The organism is Flavobacterium jumunjinense, from assembly GCF_021650975.2.
In the GTDB taxonomy this organism is placed as follows: Bacteria; Bacteroidota; Bacteroidia; order Flavobacteriales; family Flavobacteriaceae; genus Flavobacterium; species Flavobacterium jumunjinense.
In genome coordinates, this window is the sequence record NZ_CP091285.1 from 3362138 (window position 1) to 3378811 (window position 16674).

18 protein-coding genes are annotated in these 16674 nt (G+C 28.8%); 16 read left to right on the plus strand and 2 right to left on the minus strand.

Annotated features, from left to right (window positions below; all coding sequences use genetic code 11):
* Positions 1-6: 6 nt before the first annotated feature.
* Positions 7-654 carry a pyridoxamine 5'-phosphate oxidase gene (gene pdxH, locus L2Z92_RS15185; protein ID WP_236455162.1) on the plus strand — a complete coding sequence of 216 codons (648 nt, stop codon included), beginning with the start codon at positions 7-9 and terminating at the stop codon, positions 652-654.
* A 278-nt stretch (positions 655-932) separates the two neighbouring features.
* Here pdxH and L2Z92_RS15190 read toward each other — a convergent pair whose 3' ends face one another.
* A complete protein-coding gene (locus tag L2Z92_RS15190) occupies positions 933-2837 on the minus strand; it encodes an OmpA family protein (RefSeq protein WP_236455164.1) in 1905 nt (634 codons plus the stop codon).
* A 12-nt stretch (positions 2838-2849) separates the two neighbouring features.
* On the minus strand, positions 2850-3752 hold the full coding sequence (locus tag L2Z92_RS15195; protein WP_236455166.1) for a PorP/SprF family type IX secretion system membrane protein: 903 nt from the start codon (positions 3750-3752) through the stop codon (positions 2850-2852).
* 148 nt (positions 3753-3900) lie between these two features.
* Here L2Z92_RS15195 and L2Z92_RS15200 point away from each other — a divergent pair, with 148 nt between their 5' ends.
* The 15 genes from L2Z92_RS15200 to L2Z92_RS15275 all read left to right on the plus strand — a co-directional run bounded on the left by L2Z92_RS15200 (position 3901) and on the right by L2Z92_RS15275 (position 16670).
* The gene (locus tag L2Z92_RS15200; RefSeq protein WP_236455168.1) at positions 3901-4419 is read left to right on the plus strand and encodes a SixA phosphatase family protein; all 519 of its coding nucleotides are present in this window, start codon (positions 3901-3903) and stop codon (positions 4417-4419) included.
* Complete coding sequence (gene ppk1, locus L2Z92_RS15205; RefSeq protein ID WP_236455170.1) at positions 4385-6481, plus strand: polyphosphate kinase 1; 2097 nt, start codon at positions 4385-4387, stop codon at positions 6479-6481. Before L2Z92_RS15200 ends, ppk1 begins: the two co-directional genes overlap by 35 nt.
* Before the next feature lie 28 nt (positions 6482-6509).
* Positions 6510-7400, plus strand: coding sequence for a Ppx/GppA phosphatase family protein (locus L2Z92_RS15210; protein ID WP_236455177.1), 891 nt, complete (start codon positions 6510-6512; stop codon positions 7398-7400).
* A gap of 4 nt (positions 7401-7404) precedes the next feature.
* Positions 7405-7926, plus strand: coding sequence for a hypothetical protein (locus tag L2Z92_RS15215; protein ID WP_236455178.1), 522 nt, complete (start codon positions 7405-7407; stop codon positions 7924-7926).
* 181 nt (positions 7927-8107) lie between these two features.
* Complete coding sequence (locus L2Z92_RS15220) at positions 8108-8683, plus strand: TerD family protein (RefSeq protein WP_236455179.1); 576 nt, start codon at positions 8108-8110, stop codon at positions 8681-8683.
* 4 nt (positions 8684-8687) lie between these two features.
* Positions 8688-9356 (plus strand): TerD family protein, encoded by a 669-nt coding sequence (locus tag L2Z92_RS15225; protein ID WP_236455180.1) that lies wholly within the window; start codon positions 8688-8690, stop codon positions 9354-9356.
* Positions 9353-10015 (plus strand): HAD family hydrolase, encoded by a 663-nt coding sequence (locus L2Z92_RS15230; protein WP_236455181.1) that lies wholly within the window; start codon positions 9353-9355, stop codon positions 10013-10015. Before L2Z92_RS15225 ends, L2Z92_RS15230 begins: the two co-directional genes overlap by 4 nt.
* Positions 10016-10020: 5 nt before the next feature.
* Positions 10021-10827 (plus strand): phosphoribosyltransferase family protein, encoded by an 807-nt coding sequence (locus L2Z92_RS15235; RefSeq protein ID WP_236455182.1) that lies wholly within the window; start codon positions 10021-10023, stop codon positions 10825-10827.
* Positions 10828-10829: 2 nt separating this feature from the next.
* Positions 10830-11384 (plus strand): TerD family protein, encoded by a 555-nt coding sequence (locus L2Z92_RS15240; RefSeq protein ID WP_236455185.1) that lies wholly within the window; start codon positions 10830-10832, stop codon positions 11382-11384.
* A 15-nt stretch (positions 11385-11399) separates the two neighbouring features.
* Positions 11400-12059 carry a TerD family protein gene (locus L2Z92_RS15245; RefSeq protein ID WP_236455186.1) on the plus strand — a complete coding sequence of 220 codons (660 nt, stop codon included), beginning with the start codon at positions 11400-11402 and terminating at the stop codon, positions 12057-12059.
* Positions 12060-12065: 6 nt separating this feature from the next.
* The gene (locus L2Z92_RS15250) at positions 12066-12476 is read left to right on the plus strand and encodes a hypothetical protein (RefSeq protein WP_236455188.1); all 411 of its coding nucleotides are present in this window, start codon (positions 12066-12068) and stop codon (positions 12474-12476) included.
* Positions 12477-12480: 4 nt separating this feature from the next.
* On the plus strand, positions 12481-13119 hold the full coding sequence (locus L2Z92_RS15255) for a vWA domain-containing protein (protein WP_236455189.1): 639 nt from the start codon (positions 12481-12483) through the stop codon (positions 13117-13119).
* A gap of 117 nt (positions 13120-13236) precedes the next feature.
* Positions 13237-13872 (plus strand): vWA domain-containing protein, encoded by a 636-nt coding sequence (locus tag L2Z92_RS15260; RefSeq protein WP_236455190.1) that lies wholly within the window; start codon positions 13237-13239, stop codon positions 13870-13872.
* Positions 13873-14140: 268 nt separating this feature from the next.
* Positions 14141-15187 carry a TerY-C metal binding domain-containing protein gene (locus L2Z92_RS15270; protein WP_236455196.1) on the plus strand — a complete coding sequence of 349 codons (1047 nt, stop codon included), beginning with the start codon at positions 14141-14143 and terminating at the stop codon, positions 15185-15187.
* 1 nt (position 15188) lies between these two features.
* The gene (locus tag L2Z92_RS15275) at positions 15189-16670 is read left to right on the plus strand and encodes a PP2C family serine/threonine-protein phosphatase (RefSeq protein ID WP_236455198.1); all 1482 of its coding nucleotides are present in this window, start codon (positions 15189-15191) and stop codon (positions 16668-16670) included.
* The last annotated feature ends 4 nt before the right edge of the window (positions 16671-16674 follow it).

Sequence of the window (16674 nt, forward strand, 5' to 3'; positions counted from 1 at the left end):
TAAAATATGAAAGATTTAGGAAGTTATAGAAAATCATATGAAAAGAGTGAGCTTTTAGAAACGAATATACCAGAAGATCCTATAAACCTTTTTAATAGATGGTTTCATGAAGTAGAAGATTTTGGTGGAGTTGATGAAGTAAACGCAATGACAGTGTCGACTATTGGTTTGGATGGTTTTCCAAAAAGTAGAGTAGTATTACTTAAGAAGTTTAATGAAGAAGGATTTATATTCTACACTAATTATAATTCTGAAAAAGGTAAAGCCATTTTAAATAACCCTAATATTTGCCTTTCTTTCTTTTGGCATTCCATGGAAAGACAGATAATTATTAAAGGAATAGCAGAAAAAACACCAGAAAACATTTCAGATAACTATTTTGCATCAAGACCAGTTGGAAGTCAATTGGGAGCAATAGTTTCAAATCAGAGTGAAGTTATTCCAGATAGACGTTATTTGGAAGATAAATTGAAAAAACTGGAAAATGATTTTGAAGGGGAAAATGAAATTCCGAGACCTAATTTTTGGGGCGGATTTTTGATAAAACCAATTGAAGTTGAATTTTGGCAAGGTCGTCCAAATCGATTGCATGATCGAATAAGATACAAATTGTCAGAAAATACTTGTTGGAATGTCGATAGATTATCCCCGTAAAGTCTTAAAACGCTAAAATATGTTAAAGTTTTATGTATTTTGTCGATTTTCCTTGCTAGTAAACGATTTTTGTGTACATTTGTAGTGTTAAAACATTGATTTAATTTCATTTGATTTTTGCTATTTAGATGTACATCTAAAAAGAATAATTAAAAGATATAGATTTTCATGTTTGTTTATTTGTTTGTAAATAGGCATTACTTATCCCAAAGTAATGCCTTTTTTATTGTAGTAAATTGAAAAGTTGATTTGGAGTTAAATGGAATAACGAAGTAGTGTTATTCTATTTTTGTAATTATGAATTCACTTCTTCTATTTTTTTGATGCTCTTCCTCAGAACAATATATACTATCTGCACATTCATTCACTAATTGATTCTCACCAAAACCTTGTGCGGTTAGTCTTTCTTTATCAATTCCATTTAAAACCATGAATTGAAGCGTTGATTTTGCACGTCGATCAGAAAGTAATTCATTGTAAGCATGCGTTTGTCTACTATCGGTATGTGAACGAATACTAATGTGCATATTTGGATATTCATTCATTACTTCAATAACTTTTTGAATGTCTCTTGCAGCGTCTGGTCGAATATTCCATTTGTCTAAATCAAAGAAAATAATACTAATATCAAATACTTTTGCCAAATCTGTACCTTCTGTTATAGGAAAAACAGTTCTATTCAATTTTAGATCTATTGTTGTTTTATCGTTGTTTAATGGTGTTGCAACTTTTTCAGTTGTTTCAAAATCTTCTTTTTTAACCCTAATAAAATATTTTTGTTTGCAATTAAGTTCTAATTTATAATTCCCATTTTCATCCGATTTAGTTTCAGAAATTACGTTTTCATTATCATCAAGTAAAAGAATTGTAGCGTTTGGAATAATTTCGTTGGTAATTAAATCAGTTATCTGACCGTTTAATTTTGAAAAACAAGTAGTTAATTGGTAAATATCATCAAAACCTTTTCCTTCTTTTCTGTTCGATGTAAAGAAACCACGGTTCATCTCATTAATAATAAAACCAAAGTCATCAAAAGAACTATTAATGGGTTTACCTATGTTTGTTGGCGCTTGAAATTCATTATCTATAATTTTTGATTCAAAAATATCTAATCCTCCCAAACCTAAATGTCCGTCGGAAGCAAAATAAAGAGAATTATTAGGTCCAATAAACGGAAATGATTCTCTTCCTTTTGTATTTATGTTTAAACCAAGATTTTCAGGCTTACTGTATTTGTTATTATGTATTGTTACCTTAAAAATATCTGCACCACCAATTGTTCCAGGTCTATCGGAAGAAAAGTAAAGTGTTTTTTCATCCAAACTTAAAGCAGGATGTGCGGTGCTATAGCAATCACTGTTAAAAGGTAATTCTTTAATATTTGTCCATTCTCCATTAATTAATTCTGCACGGTATATTTTTATAAGTGTAGTTCGTTGCTTGTCCATTCCTTTGTCTTTTCCTTTCTTTCCAACTAAATAGTTATTCCGAGTAAAATACATCGTTTTACCATCTTTCGTAAAAACGGGAGATGCTTCATTGAATTTAGAATTTATTGCTGTAGAAAAGTTTTCAGGCTCAGATAAAATACTGTCATTTCTTATTTTAGATATGTATAAATCGGTAAAATTCTGATTGGTCCATTTGTGTGTTTTTTTCACTAAAACAATATCTGGTCTTGAAGAAGTGAAAACAATTGCATCATTATAGAATGCAGGTCCGAAATCATAATATTGTGTATTTATTGTGGTAGTGTCTATAAGAAAACGATTAGAATTTTGATCTATAACAGCTAAGTAGTTCTGCACTTTATCTAATCTATCCGAATTTGTTTTTTGATAGTACTTTTCTAAAAAAATAGTTGCTTCTTCATAGTTTTGAATTGTCTTTAATGCTTGCGAATGCCTAAAATAATATTCGGGTTCTACATCTTCATTTAAGGCAAATAATTTTTGATACCATTCAACAGATTTTTCAAGTTCTCCATTATAATAGTAGCTATTTCCTAGTTTTTTAAAGAGTTCTGAAGATTGATAACCTTTATTTGCTACTTTTTCATAAATTTTTATAGCATCAACATAGAAAAATTTTTCATATTTTTTATTAGCTACTGCTAGTTTAGCTTCTTGTGCATATCCTGAGAAATAAAGTATTATGAGTGAAATCTGTATAATTTTTTTCATAGTAATTTTGCATTAGAAGAATCTAGGTGAAGTAATTCTGTTTTTTGTAGCTATTTCAAAACGTAAGAATAATTCATGAGAACCTGAGTTATAGTTAGATAATTGAGTTGTTTCTGCATCATATCCATAACCAATAAACCACGATTTAGAAATTTGAAAACCAATTAAACCACTAATTGTAGAATTCCATCGATAAGCAGTTCCTAAGGTAAGTTTGTCATACAATAAAAAATTAGCTGTAATATCCGTTTGTAATGGAGCACCTTCAACAATTTTCGTTAACAAAGCAGGTTTGAATTTTATGTTCTGGTTAATATTAAAAACATGACCGGCAATAAAATAATAATGTACTTTTTCTTTCTGTACTTTAATATCGTTGTCGTTATAATTATTAGTTTCGAAAAAGTTAGGTGCTGATATACCAAAATAAGTAGCGTCTGAGTAAAAATAGAAGCCTGCACCAAAATTAGGAGAGAAATTTCCTTTTATATTCTGAAATTGTGGGTCATCTTGGTTGTATATGTTAAGCTTATTGATGTCTAGGTTGAAAAAATGTCCAGATGTTTTTAAACCAAAAGATAAAGTATAATTTTCATTAATAGGAAAAGAATAGGAAGCGTCAATTGAAACTATATTTTCTACAGTTGGACCAATTTTATCATTTACAAATGACAAACCAACACCAAAATTTGATTCATTTATTGGTGAATTAATTGAGAAATTATTAGTTACAGGAGCTCCATCTAAACCTACCCATTGATTACGGTGTAATAAAAACACACTAAGAATATCTCTACTGCCAGCATATGCAGGATTTATATTGATAGTGTTGTACATGTATTGAGTGTATTGAGAATCTTGCTGAGCAAAAGAAGCAATTGTCATTAAAAAAAGTAAAGTAATTTTTATTTTCATACACTCAATATTAAATAGCAACGAGATTTTAAATTTACACTATTTATATCAAATTTAGAAATATTCTATTGAATGATAAAAATTTGTATACTTTTTTGTAGTATTTCTGAAAAAAATATAGTTACTTTATGTACCTAAATTTACTATTATGAAGAATTTAATTCTTATCAGACATTCAAAATCTAGTTGGGAAACTCTTTTTAAAGATATTGATAGACCACTTTCTAAAAGAGGAATTAATGATGCACATTTAATTTCATCTAAAATTGCTGATATTTTACCAAAAACATATATAGTTTGGTCTAGTACAGCAAAAAGAACTAGAGAATCGGCAATGATATATTCTGAACATTTAATGTTTTCCTATGAGAATGTGATATTGAAAGAGGAACTATATACTTTTGATGAGCAAAAATTAGAAGAAATCATAAAAAAATGTGAAAATAGATACGTTAACCTAATTCTTTTTGGACATAATGAAGCTATTACAAATTTTGTTAATAAATTTGGGAACCTTTTTATAGAAAATGTACCAACATCTGGAGTTGTTTCAATACAATTCGATATTGATGATTGGCAAGATTTAAAGAAAGGACAAACAATTAACACACTTTTTCCAAGTCATTATAAAAATGAACAACATAATAAACAAGAAGTACATAGATAGAGAAAAGAGTTGGTTAACATTTAATGCTAGAGTATTACAAGAAGCCGCAGATGAATCGGTTCCATTATTAGATAGATTACGCTTTTTAGGAATTTTTTCAAACAACCTTGATGAGTTCTTTAGAGTGCGTTATGCTGCAATTCGAAGAATGAGATTTGAGAATATCGATGATGAGAAAGTTTTAGGCGGAATTTCTGCTGACAAGCTTTTAAAAGAAATTACAGAAATTGTAATTGAACATCAATCTGAAAGCTTACGTATTCTTAGTGAAATTGAACAAAAACTCGAAAAAGAGAGTATATATATTGTTAACGAAAAACAAATTTCGGGAGAACAAGAAAAATTCATTAAAGATTATTTTATTAGAACCGTTAGTCCAGCCGTTGTAACAATTATGTTAAATGATTTGGATGACTTTCCTTTGCTAAAAGATACATCGGGATATTTGGCTATAAAACTAGTAATGAATAAATCGGATGATTCTGATGCAATTTATAAATTTAGTAAAACTCAATATGCTATTGTAGAAATTCCTAATACAATAAATAGGTTTGTTGTGTTACCGTCAAATTCAGAAAAACAATATATCATAATGTTAGACGATGTTATTCGTTTAAACTTGAATTATATCTTTAATATTTTTGATTATAAGACTATTTCTGCTCATATGATAAAAATTACTAGAGATGCTCAATTGGAGTTTGATAGTGATTTAAGTAAGAGCTTTATTGAAAAAATATCCGATAGTGTAAAAGAAAGAAGAGTAGGTGAACCAGTTCGTTTTGTATACGATCAAGCGATAGAAAAAGATACATTGGCCTTTTTTCTAGAGCGAATGGATATCGATAGTTCCGATAGTATAATTCCAGGAGGAAGGTATCACAATCGAAGAGATTATATGAGCTTTCCAAATCTTGGACGATATGACTTACTTTATAAGCAAAATCCACCTTTATCTATTCCTGGACTAGATATTGAAGGAAGTATTTTAGAAAAAATTAGACATAAAGATTATCTATTAAATGCACCATATCAGTCATTTTCGTATATAATTAAGTTCTTAAGGGAAGCAGCTTTAGACCCAAAGGTAGTTTCTATTAAAATCACTTTATATCGATTAGCAAAGAATTCGCAAATTGTAAGTTCATTAATAAATGCTGCTAAAAACGGAAAGAAAGTTGTTGTACAAATAGAATTACAAGCTCGCTTTGATGAAGCAAGTAATATTTCCTATGCTGAACAAATGCAAACTGAAGGGATCGAACTTATCTTTGGGATGAAAGGATTGAAAGTGCATAGTAAAGTATGTATTATTGAAAGATTAGAAGAAAAAAAGGTGAAGCGTTACGGAGTTATTTCTACAGGAAACTTCAATGAAAATTCGGCAAAAGTTTATACAGACATAACACTTTTTACAGCAAATACTCCAATTTTGAAAGACGTTTCTAAAGTATTCGATTTCTTTGAAATTAACTATAAAATACATCGTTACAAACATTTATTTGTTTCACCACATTATACGCGTTCTAAGTTTACTAAATTAATAGATAAAGAAATTTTAAATGCACAATTAGGTAAAAAAGCATACATAAAGCTAAAAATGAATAGTTTGTCAGATTTTAAAATGATTGATAAACTATATGAAGCAAGCAGTGCAGGTGTGAAAATTCAATTAATTATTAGAGGAATCTGTTGTTTAATTCCTGGGATTAAAGGAATGAGTGAAAATATAGAAGCTATTAGTATAATTGATAATTATTTAGAACATTCACGTCTATATATTTTTGGAAATCAAGACAGTCCTGAGGTATATATATCTTCTGCGGATTTTATGACTCGTAATATAGATGCTAGAGTAGAAATTACTTGTCCAATTTATGATGAAGAAATAAAAAATGAACTCATTGAAACATTTGATATTGGTTGGAATGCAAATGTGAAAGCTAGATTTCATTCAGAAAATTTAAAAAACGAATATCGTAGAAAAGGAGATGAAAAACCATATAGAGCACAATTAGAAATGTATAATTATTATAAAAATAAGTTAGATAATTCACAATAAGGTAGTTATTAATTGTAAAAATAAATTCATGATTACAATAAAAAAATATGCAGCAATAGATATAGGTTCCAATGCAATGCGATTATTAATAACTAATATAGTGGAGCAAAATGGAAAACCAACTCAATTTAATAAAAGTTCACTTGTTCGCGTTCCAATACGTTTAGGACAAGATGCGTTTACTGTTGGTGAAATTTCAGAAGAAAATATTTTGCGTATGGTGGATGCAATGAAAGCATTCAGCCTTTTAATGAAAGTACATAAAGTTGAAAAATATAAAGCCTGTGCAACTTCTGCAATGAGAGAAGCCTATAATGGTAATGAAATTTCAGATTTAATTAAGAAAAAGACCGATATAAAGATTGAACTAATTGATGGAAAAAAAGAAGCTTCAATTATTGCTGGATCAGATTTAAAGCAATTTATAAATACGGAAAAAACTTTTTTATATGTAGATGTTGGAGGAGGAAGTACAGAGTTTTCGATCTTTTCGGAAGGAAAAATGATAACTTCAAAGTCGTTTAAAAATGGAACAGTTCGTTTATTAAACAATATGGTTAATGAGATTGTTTGGGTAGAAATTGAAAAATGGATTAAAAAGAATACAGAACCTTATCATGAAATAACATTAATAGGTTCTGGAGGAAATATTAATAAATTATTTAAAATGTCTGAGAAGCATCAAGATAAGCCACTTTCTTACGTGTATTTAAATTCTCAATATCAGAAATTAAATGCAATGACCTATGAAGATCGTATTGCAGAATTAGGGTTAAATCCAGACAGAGCAGACGTAATTATACCTGCAACAAAAATTTATTTGAGTGCAATGAAGTGGAGTGGGGCAAGGCAAATCTTTGTTCCTAAAATTGGATTGTCTGATGGTATTGTTAAAGCGATGTATTATGGTAAGATTTAAAATAATGAATTCAATGAAAATTGTGCTGCTACTAAACTTTGTATTGCTTATTTCTTCTTGTAAGGAAAATACAGCTAAAAAAGAGGATGATTTTTTAGAATTTGACAAATTAGAATATTACTATAACGATATTTCTGAGGAAAATGTTTTTAATTTATACGATAGTAAAAATAAAGAAGATTCTATTCATTTTCAATTGATAACATCTATTTACCCTGACGAATTAGATAGTAATTTTAAGCAAAAGTTAAAACAATTTGGGTATAAGCAAAAGAGCTTAACTCAAGTTAAGAAGGATAGTATAAAAAATATTTTTAACGCTTTAAAATGTACAGATAAAAAAGCCTATGGATGTTTGCCAATTTACAGAGATGTTTTATTTCTTTATAAGGAGAACAAATTAAAAGGAATTATAAAAATAGCTCTTGATTGTCACCAAACATATAGTATCGGAATAAATGAAAAGTTAGAGGATCTTGGGCTTTGTAGTAAGGAATACAAATCATTAAATAAGATTTTAAGATAAAGAATATAAAAACATACTATCATTTTTAGAATAAAATGCATAAGTATTAACTTACACGAGTTCTAGAGTATTAAATTTAGATTAGTATTCTGAAATTTAGGCTATTTTTAAGTTAATTTTTTGTTTTTATTTCTAATTACGTAATAATATTATTATTATTGTATTTATTAAATTTACATCTATGGCAATTAATTTACAAAAAGGACAAAAAATTGATATTGGATTATCAAAAATTACAGTTGGATTAGGCTGGGATCCAAATGAAGGAACTGGAAATGATTTCGATTTAGATGCTTCTGCAATAATGATTGACGAAAATCGAAAGCTATTAGGAGAAGAGTATTTTATATTCTACAATAATTTAAAATCACCAGATGGTTCTTTAGAGCACACAGGTGACGATCCAACTGGAGGTAATAGTGATGGAGATGATGATGAAGCAATTAAAATAGATTTAACATTGGTTAATGAAAAAGTTAATGAAATTCTATTTGTTGTTACTATTGAAGACTTTGAAAGAAGGAAACAAAATTTTGGTCAAGTAAGAAATTCATATATTCGTATTGTCGACAATTCTACTAATGAAGAAATTGCAAAATATGAGTTAGACGAAGACTTCTCAATTGAAACAGGAGTTGAATTTGGAAGACTATATAAAAGAAATGGAGAGTGGAAATTTGAAGCTTCTGGAATTGGTTATAAAGCAGATTTAGGTTTTTTCTTAGAGAAATATTTTTCCGGCCAAATAATTAAATAATTTCATGGCTATTAACTTGCAAAAAGGTCAAACAATTGACTTAAGAAAAAATGATAAAGGAGAATCTTTTGATCTCTCTCTCGTAACTATAGGTTTAGGTTGGGATGTTAGAAAAAAAGATACTGGTTTTTTTAGTAAACTATTTGGAGGCAATGATGAACCTGAATATGATTTAGATGCTTTGGCATTTCTACTAGATTCTAACGGAAAAGTAGCCGATTTAGGAAGAACAGTAAGAAATACCAATGGTGGAGAAGTAAGCCTTTTCGAAAGTGATATTATTTTTTTTAATTCTATGAAACATCCTTCGGGAAATATTTGGCTAACTGGAGATAATAGAACAGGAGCAGGTGATGGAGATGATGAACAAATTATTGTTAAATTAGATGCTTTAGATAAAAAGTATGAAAAAATAGTTTTTATAGTAACTATTTATCAAGGAAAAAGAAGAGAACAACATTTCGGATTACTTGAAAATGCATATATTAGGGCAGTTGATGCTAAAGGAAAAGAAATTGCAAAATTTAATCTTTCAGGAAATAGTAGTCTAAACGGAACAAGAGCCATGATATTTTCTGAGGCTTATAGAGAAGGTAGCGAATGGAAATTTAAAGCAATTGGAGAACCAAGAAGTACAGATAATTTTGTTGACATTTTAAAAGAATTTACTTGAATTTAAAATATAAAAAATACGACCATATTTCTTTCGATTTATGGTTAACAATAATCAAATCAAATCCAGAATTTAAAAGTAAAAGGAATCAATTATTCAAAGATTTCTTTAATATTGAAAGTTCAATAGTCGAAGTATCTCAAAAAATAAGATACTTCGACTTGCTATGTAATAAAATTAATGAAAAGACAGGTTTAAATATTGATACGTTTGAAATTTATTATTTAATATTAAGTTCTTTAGACGTAAATATAGAAGTTATTGATACTAATGTTTTAACAGATTTTTATCTAAAAACTGAAGAATTATTTCTAGAGTATAAACCACAATTGTTATTTGAAAATATAAAAGAGCTTTTTGAGGAAATTAAAAATAATGGAACAACAATGAATATTTTAAGTAATACAGCCTTTATTAAAGGAACTACTTTACGAAAAATATTAAATCATTATGAAATAGATAAATACTTTTTATTTCAAATTTATTCAGATGAATGTGAATTTTCTAAACCAAATAATAGTATTTTCGATTTGGTTTATCAACAAGTAAATAAAAATAAAAAGACAGATAAATCTAAAATATTACATGTTGGTGATAATAGTGTTGCCGATTTTAATGGAGCTAAGAGTTTTGGATTTGATGCACATTTAATACAATAAAAAAATTGAATAAAAGTTACAGTTTACATAAAATTCTTGACGAAGAAGATTGTCCATTTAAACCAGAAGAGTATAGTTGGTTTAAATTTGGAGACAAGTATTTTGCGAAAAAATTTGCAGAAGAATTGTTCTCTAATTTCATAGTAGAGTATGGTGAAACATTATTAAATCAAGAAGAAATAATAATTCTTCCTAGTCCCTATTTATCAATTCCAACGGCATCAAACTTTTTATGCTATTATTTTAAAGAAAAAATTAACGTATTTCTTTTTAATAATAACAAAAAGTCATGTTTAGAATCTAAAATTTATCGAAATCAAACCTATGTCACAGATTACGGAAATTTAGATTTTGAAGAACGAGTTAAATTAATTTCTAATGATACTTATTATATTGATAAAGATTTTATTAAAGATAAATTTTGCATTTTTGTAGACGATATTAAAATTACAGGAAGTCACGAACACACTGTTAACAAGATATTGAATCAATATGGTGTTTCAGGAGAGTTTATTTTTGTTTATTTTGCTGAACTAATAAACAAGAATATTCATCCAAGAATAGAAAATTATTACAATTATTTTGCCGTAAAAGGGATAAAGGAAATAATTGAAGTTATAAATAGAGAAACTTTTCAATTTAACACAAGAATCGTTAAGTTTATTTTAAACCTAAATTTTACAGAATTTAATCATCTTATAGAAAACATTTCTCAACAAAGGAGTAAAGAGCTTTTTTATTTAGCAATCAGTAATAACTATCATCAAATATTAGAATATAAAGAAAATTTAAAAAGTATTAATATAAACTAACTATGGCAATTAATTTACAAAAAGGACAACGCGAGAATATAAACGCTCCAAAGTTCACAATAGGTTTGGGGTGGGATACTAATGAATCATCAACAGGTTCAGGATTCGATTTAGACGCTTCTATATTTGTTCTAGGAGAGAACAAAAAAATAATATCAGATGCTCACTTTATTTTTTATAATAATCTAAAAACACCAGACGGATCTGTAGAGCATACAGGTGACAATTTAACAGGAGATGGAGATGGTGATGATGAACAAGTTTTAGTTGACTTATCTAAAATCGCAGATAATGTTGCAGAAATTTGTGTTGTTGTTACTATCCACGATGCTGAAGAAAGAAAACAAAATTTTGGACAAGTTAGAAATTCTTTTATTAGAATTTTTAATTCAAATTCAAATGAAGAAATTCTTAAATATGAATTAGATGAAGATTTTTCAATTGAAACAGCAGTAGAGTTTGGTCGTATTTACAAACGTAATAACGAATGGAAATTTGAGGCGATTGGAGTAGGAATGAAAGGTGGATTGGAAGATTATTTAAATAAGTATAACTAAAAAAGACTATAAAAAATGGCAATTAATTTAACAAAAGGACAAAAGATAGATTTAAGAAAATCTTCTGGAGAAACATTAACAAATTTTTGTGTAGGGGTAAACTGGGGAGCAATTGAAAAGAAAACAATGTTTGGACTTTCAAAATCGGTTATAGATATAGATTTAGATTTAAGTTGCATACTTGTAGATGATCAAGGTAATGTTAGTGATCATTTATACTCACCATTATATAGAGTAGAAGTACTTCAACAATTTGGTTTACCTAAAGGTAAATTATTGACTTCTGATGGTGCAATGAAGCACACTGGTGATGATTTAGAAGGAGATAAAGGCGGTGATGATGGTTTAGATAATGAAATCATCACAGTAGATTTATCTAAAATAAATGCTAATGTTAATCAAATTTTCTTTTTCTTGAATAATGCAGGAAATGAAGATTTTGCACAAATCCCTTATGCGAAAATTAGAATGTATGAAGGAACTCCAACAAGAGTTCAATCGGTTTTTGCAGATTATAATGTTTCAGCAGAAGCACAATATGCAGGCAAAAAATCAATCATCATGGGTAAATTATACAAAAGAAATGGTGAATGGAAATTTAGCGCAATTGGTGACCCAACAGAAGATTCATTCTTAGGACAAACTATTCATAGAATTATAAAATCTTACCTATAATTAATTATGCAAATTAAGAATATAGAAGGATTAAAAGTTTCTCAAATTAAACAACTAGTAGGACAAGGTGGAAGATTTGTTATTTTTCCTTATACCGTTTCTATTTTAGTCATGACATTTAGAAGAAACTCTAGTATTTATTTCGTTTTACCAGGTGAAAAGTCAATAAAATATTCCTACGGACACGTTGGAGTAAATTTATTATTCGGTTGGTGGGGCATTCCATGGGGACCAATTTATACTTTTGGTGCTCTTTTCAAACACATTGGTGGAGGAAAGGATGTTACACAATTAGTTTTGAGCGATTTAATTCAAAATGATCCAGAAGCGGATACTTCTTCTTATGGTATAAATAATATGAATACTCAAAATAACCAAAACAATTCAGGTAATCAAACCTACAATATTCCAAGATAAAATTATGAGAAGACTTCCAGTATATTTGCTTTTAGATACATCTGGTTCAATGAGTGGAGAGCCTATTGAAGCAGTAAAAAATGGTGTTCAAGTTATGATTAGTTCGTTAAGACAAAATCCTCAAGCTATTGAAACTGCTTTTATAAGTGTAATCACATTCGATACAACAGCTCAACAAGTAATACCTTTAACAGATTTAGCATCTTTTCAAATGGTAGATCTTAAAGCAACAGGTGTAACAGCGTTAGGAGATGCTTTAAAATTAGTTTCAAATAAAATAGATAATGAAGTAGCAAAAACCACAACTGAACAAAAAGGAGACTGGAAACCATTAGTTTTTATAATGACAGATGGTATTCCTACAGATAACTGGCAAGCTGGACTTAATGAGTTTAAACAAAGAAAAACAGCTTTTACTGTTGCTTGTGCAGCAGGTAGCGGAGCAGATACTAATATCTTAAAGCAGATTACAGAAAATGTAGTGAGTCTAGATACTGCGGATAGCGCAAGTATTAGTAAGTTTTTCTTATGGGTAACTGCATCAATTGGAGTTTCTTCAACTAGAGTGGAAGATAGTGGTAAAGAAGTTACTGGTTTAAATGAATTACCACCGCCGCCAGATGAATTAAATATTGTAGTTTAAATACTTCTTCTCTTCATCTTATATAAAACAATTTAAGATGAAGAGAATTTTTAACCTTTGCTATATAAAATTTATTGAGAATCAGTATTTGAATTTAGCTTTAGAAATTAAATAGTCATGAGAAGATTACCCGTTTATTTTTTATTAGACACATCAGGTTCAATGTATGGAGAACCTATTCAAGCTTTAAATAATGCTCTTAGTGGTATGATTAATACGCTTCGTCAAGATGCTCAAGCGTTAGATTCTTTATGGATAAGTATAATAACTTTTGATAGAGAAGTAAGAGAAATTTGTCCGTTAACTGAACTTGCAATGTTTCAATTGCCAGAAATTACTTGTCCACAAAGTGGTCCAACACATACAGGTAAGGCATTAGAAATGTTATATAATAAAGTGCAATCAGACATCATTAAAAGTACAGAAACTCAAAAAGGAGATTGGAAACCATTATTGTTTTTATTTACAGATGGTAAACCTTCAGATATTCAGTTGTATAATGAAATTGCACCAAAAGTTAAAAGTTTGAATTTTGGTACGATTGTAGCTTGCGCAGCTGGAAATTTAGCAGATGACTCTAAACTGAAAGTTCTTACAGATGATGTGGTGCATTTAGATAATGCTGACAGTTCAACGTTGAAACAATTCTTTAAATGGGTTTCTGAAACAATTGAACAAGGAAACAAAAGTCAGGGAACTGGTGAAAATATTGCATTACCACCACCACCAAGCGAAATAACATTAGTAATCTAATTTAAAAAAATGTTCTACCTATTAAAAATATTTTTATACCTACTTATAGTTGGATTATTTTTATACTCTAAACTATTACCATACAAAGACAAATTAGATATACGATACAGTAAAATTTTTAATTTTTTCAATTCTATATTTTCTCCGATACTTAGTTTTTTCAAAACATTTATGCAGCCCTTTAAGGTTGGACAAGGATTATTTGTAGACATGACGCAAATTCTTTTATTGTTACTTATACTATTAATTATAAATTCGTTTTAATATCATGAGAAGGCTTCCTATATATTTTTTAATAGATGTATCAGAATCAATGGTTGGTGATCAAATTCAACTTGTTGAAGAAGGAATGGCAACTATAATAAAAGCAATCAAACAAGATCCTTATGCAATTGAAACGGTATGGGTATCTATCATTGTGTTTGCAGGTCAAGCAAAAACATTAGTGCCACTACAAGAAATAGTGAGTTTCTATCCTCCTAAGTTTCCTATTGGTGGAGGAACGTCATTAAGTAATGGTTTAGGTCATTTAATGTATGAATTAAGGAAAAACACAATTAAAACAACTTTTGATCAAAAAGGAGATTGGAAGCCTATTGTGTTTTTATTTACAGATGGTGTCCCAACAGACGATTCTAAAAGCGCAATTTCCGAATGGAAACAAAATTGGTCTAGAACAGCGAATATGGTAGCTATTTCATTTGGAGATGAAACAGATACAACTATTTTAAGTGAATTGACAGAAAATGTAATTCATTTTAAAAACTCTACAGAAGAAGATTATAAGAAATTCTTTAAATGGATTACAGATTCAATAAAGACAAGTAGTATAAGTGTTGAAAATAATACATCTGGTTTTGAATTAGCTTCGATTGATGGTGAAACAATTACAAAAATTGATCTCACAAAACAAGCACCGTCTAATCTATATATAGATCCGAATTATGTTGTTTTAGCTGCTAAATGTCAAAACACAAAGCGACCTTATTTAATGAAATATAGAAAATTCATTCAACCTTCTGGTTTTGCAGGTCTACAAACAAAAGCATATCGATTAATTGGAGGTTTTCAGGTTGATAACACCTATTATGAACTTTCAGATGAAAATCAAGTTAATAATAAGATTAATAGTGACGAATTAATTGGTGCACCAGCATGCCCATCATGTGGAAATCAATTTGGTTTAGCGATGTGTGCGTGTGGAAAAATTCATTGCATAGGTGATGAAGAGATTAGTACTTGTCCGCATTGTGGTAATCAAGGTCGTTACGGTTCAGGAGATGGAGGATTTGATATAAATAGAACATTAGGATAATATGCCAAATGTAAAAGCTTATTTTGAAAAGTTATTTTCCGCACATGGAATTGAAATTCCTTCTAAAAGAGAAAAAATGTTTCAAAATTTCATTGAAAATGAAGAGAATAGAACAAAAATAAAAACCATACTTGAACTTCAAAATACTATTATGAAGAATTGGAAATTGGATACAAGAATAAGAGATATTATTGAACAACAAATACAAATTCCTAATGGTACAGTTGGAAAAAAATATGAAACAAAATTAGATTTTATAAAATTAGGACTAGATGATATTATCTATTCTGATTTTATAGGTCTTGAAGAATATGGTTTAAAATACGATAATGAAAGTGAGATCATTAATGGAACACCAATAAAAAATGGTGATTTTAAAGTAAAATTAAACTTTAGAATATCAGGAGAAGAAGAAGATTCAATTTTAAATGAAAAGACATTTAATTTAATCATTAACGCTGATCCGAAATCCCTCTGGAAAGATATTGAAAGTAACCAAGAAGACCCTTTTTGGAAAGCCGATAATGTTTCTGAATTTCAATCTATTGGAGATAAAAATATAGTGGTAGCTTCACGAAGAGGTCGATCACACGCTAATGTAGGTTCTTTTCGAGATGATGATTATTCCTTTAAACACCTTGAAGAAACAGGTTGGAGTATTGTTAGTGTTTCAGATGGAGCAGGAAGTGCTAAGTTTTCTAGAAAAGGCTCTGAAATTGCTTGTAAAGAAGTGATTCATTATTTTGAAAATAAACTAACTAATGAGTTATCATTACAATTTGATACTTTAGTTTCAGACTTAAATAAAGAAAATAATAAAGTTGTATTAGAAAGTGAAGCTAAAGAAAACGAGGACAATGAGGTTGAAAATTTAGCAGATATAAAAACTGAAACTACAAAAAGTAAAATAGGTAAATTCATCTACAATAACCTTGGAGGTTGTGCAAAATGGGTGCATAATAAATTAGAAGAATTTGCGAATCTAAATGAAACTTATATAAAAGATTTTCATAGTACTTTAATATTTACACTTTTTAAGAAATATGATTTTGGCTATGTTGTGCTAACTTTTGGAGTTGGAGATTGCCCTATTGGTATTCTAAATAAGGATTTGACAGAATTCAAATTGATGAATTGGTTAGATGTTGGAGAATTTGGAGGGGGAACACGATTTATTACAATGCCTGAAATTTTTACTAGCGATAAATTTGTAACACGATTTGGTTTTAAGATTATTGATGATTTTTCTTATTTGATGTTAATGACTGACGGAATCTATGATGCTAAGTTTGTAGTTGAAGCTAATTTAGAAAAATTAGAAAAATGGAAAGAGTTTATTGCTGATCTGAAAGGAGAGAATGAAGATAATGCAGCTGTAGAGTTTAATGTTTCAAATGAGGAAATTACGAATCAATTAGCTAATTGGATGGATTTTTGGAGCCCAGGGAATCATGATGATAGAACATTAGCTATTGTATTTTAATATA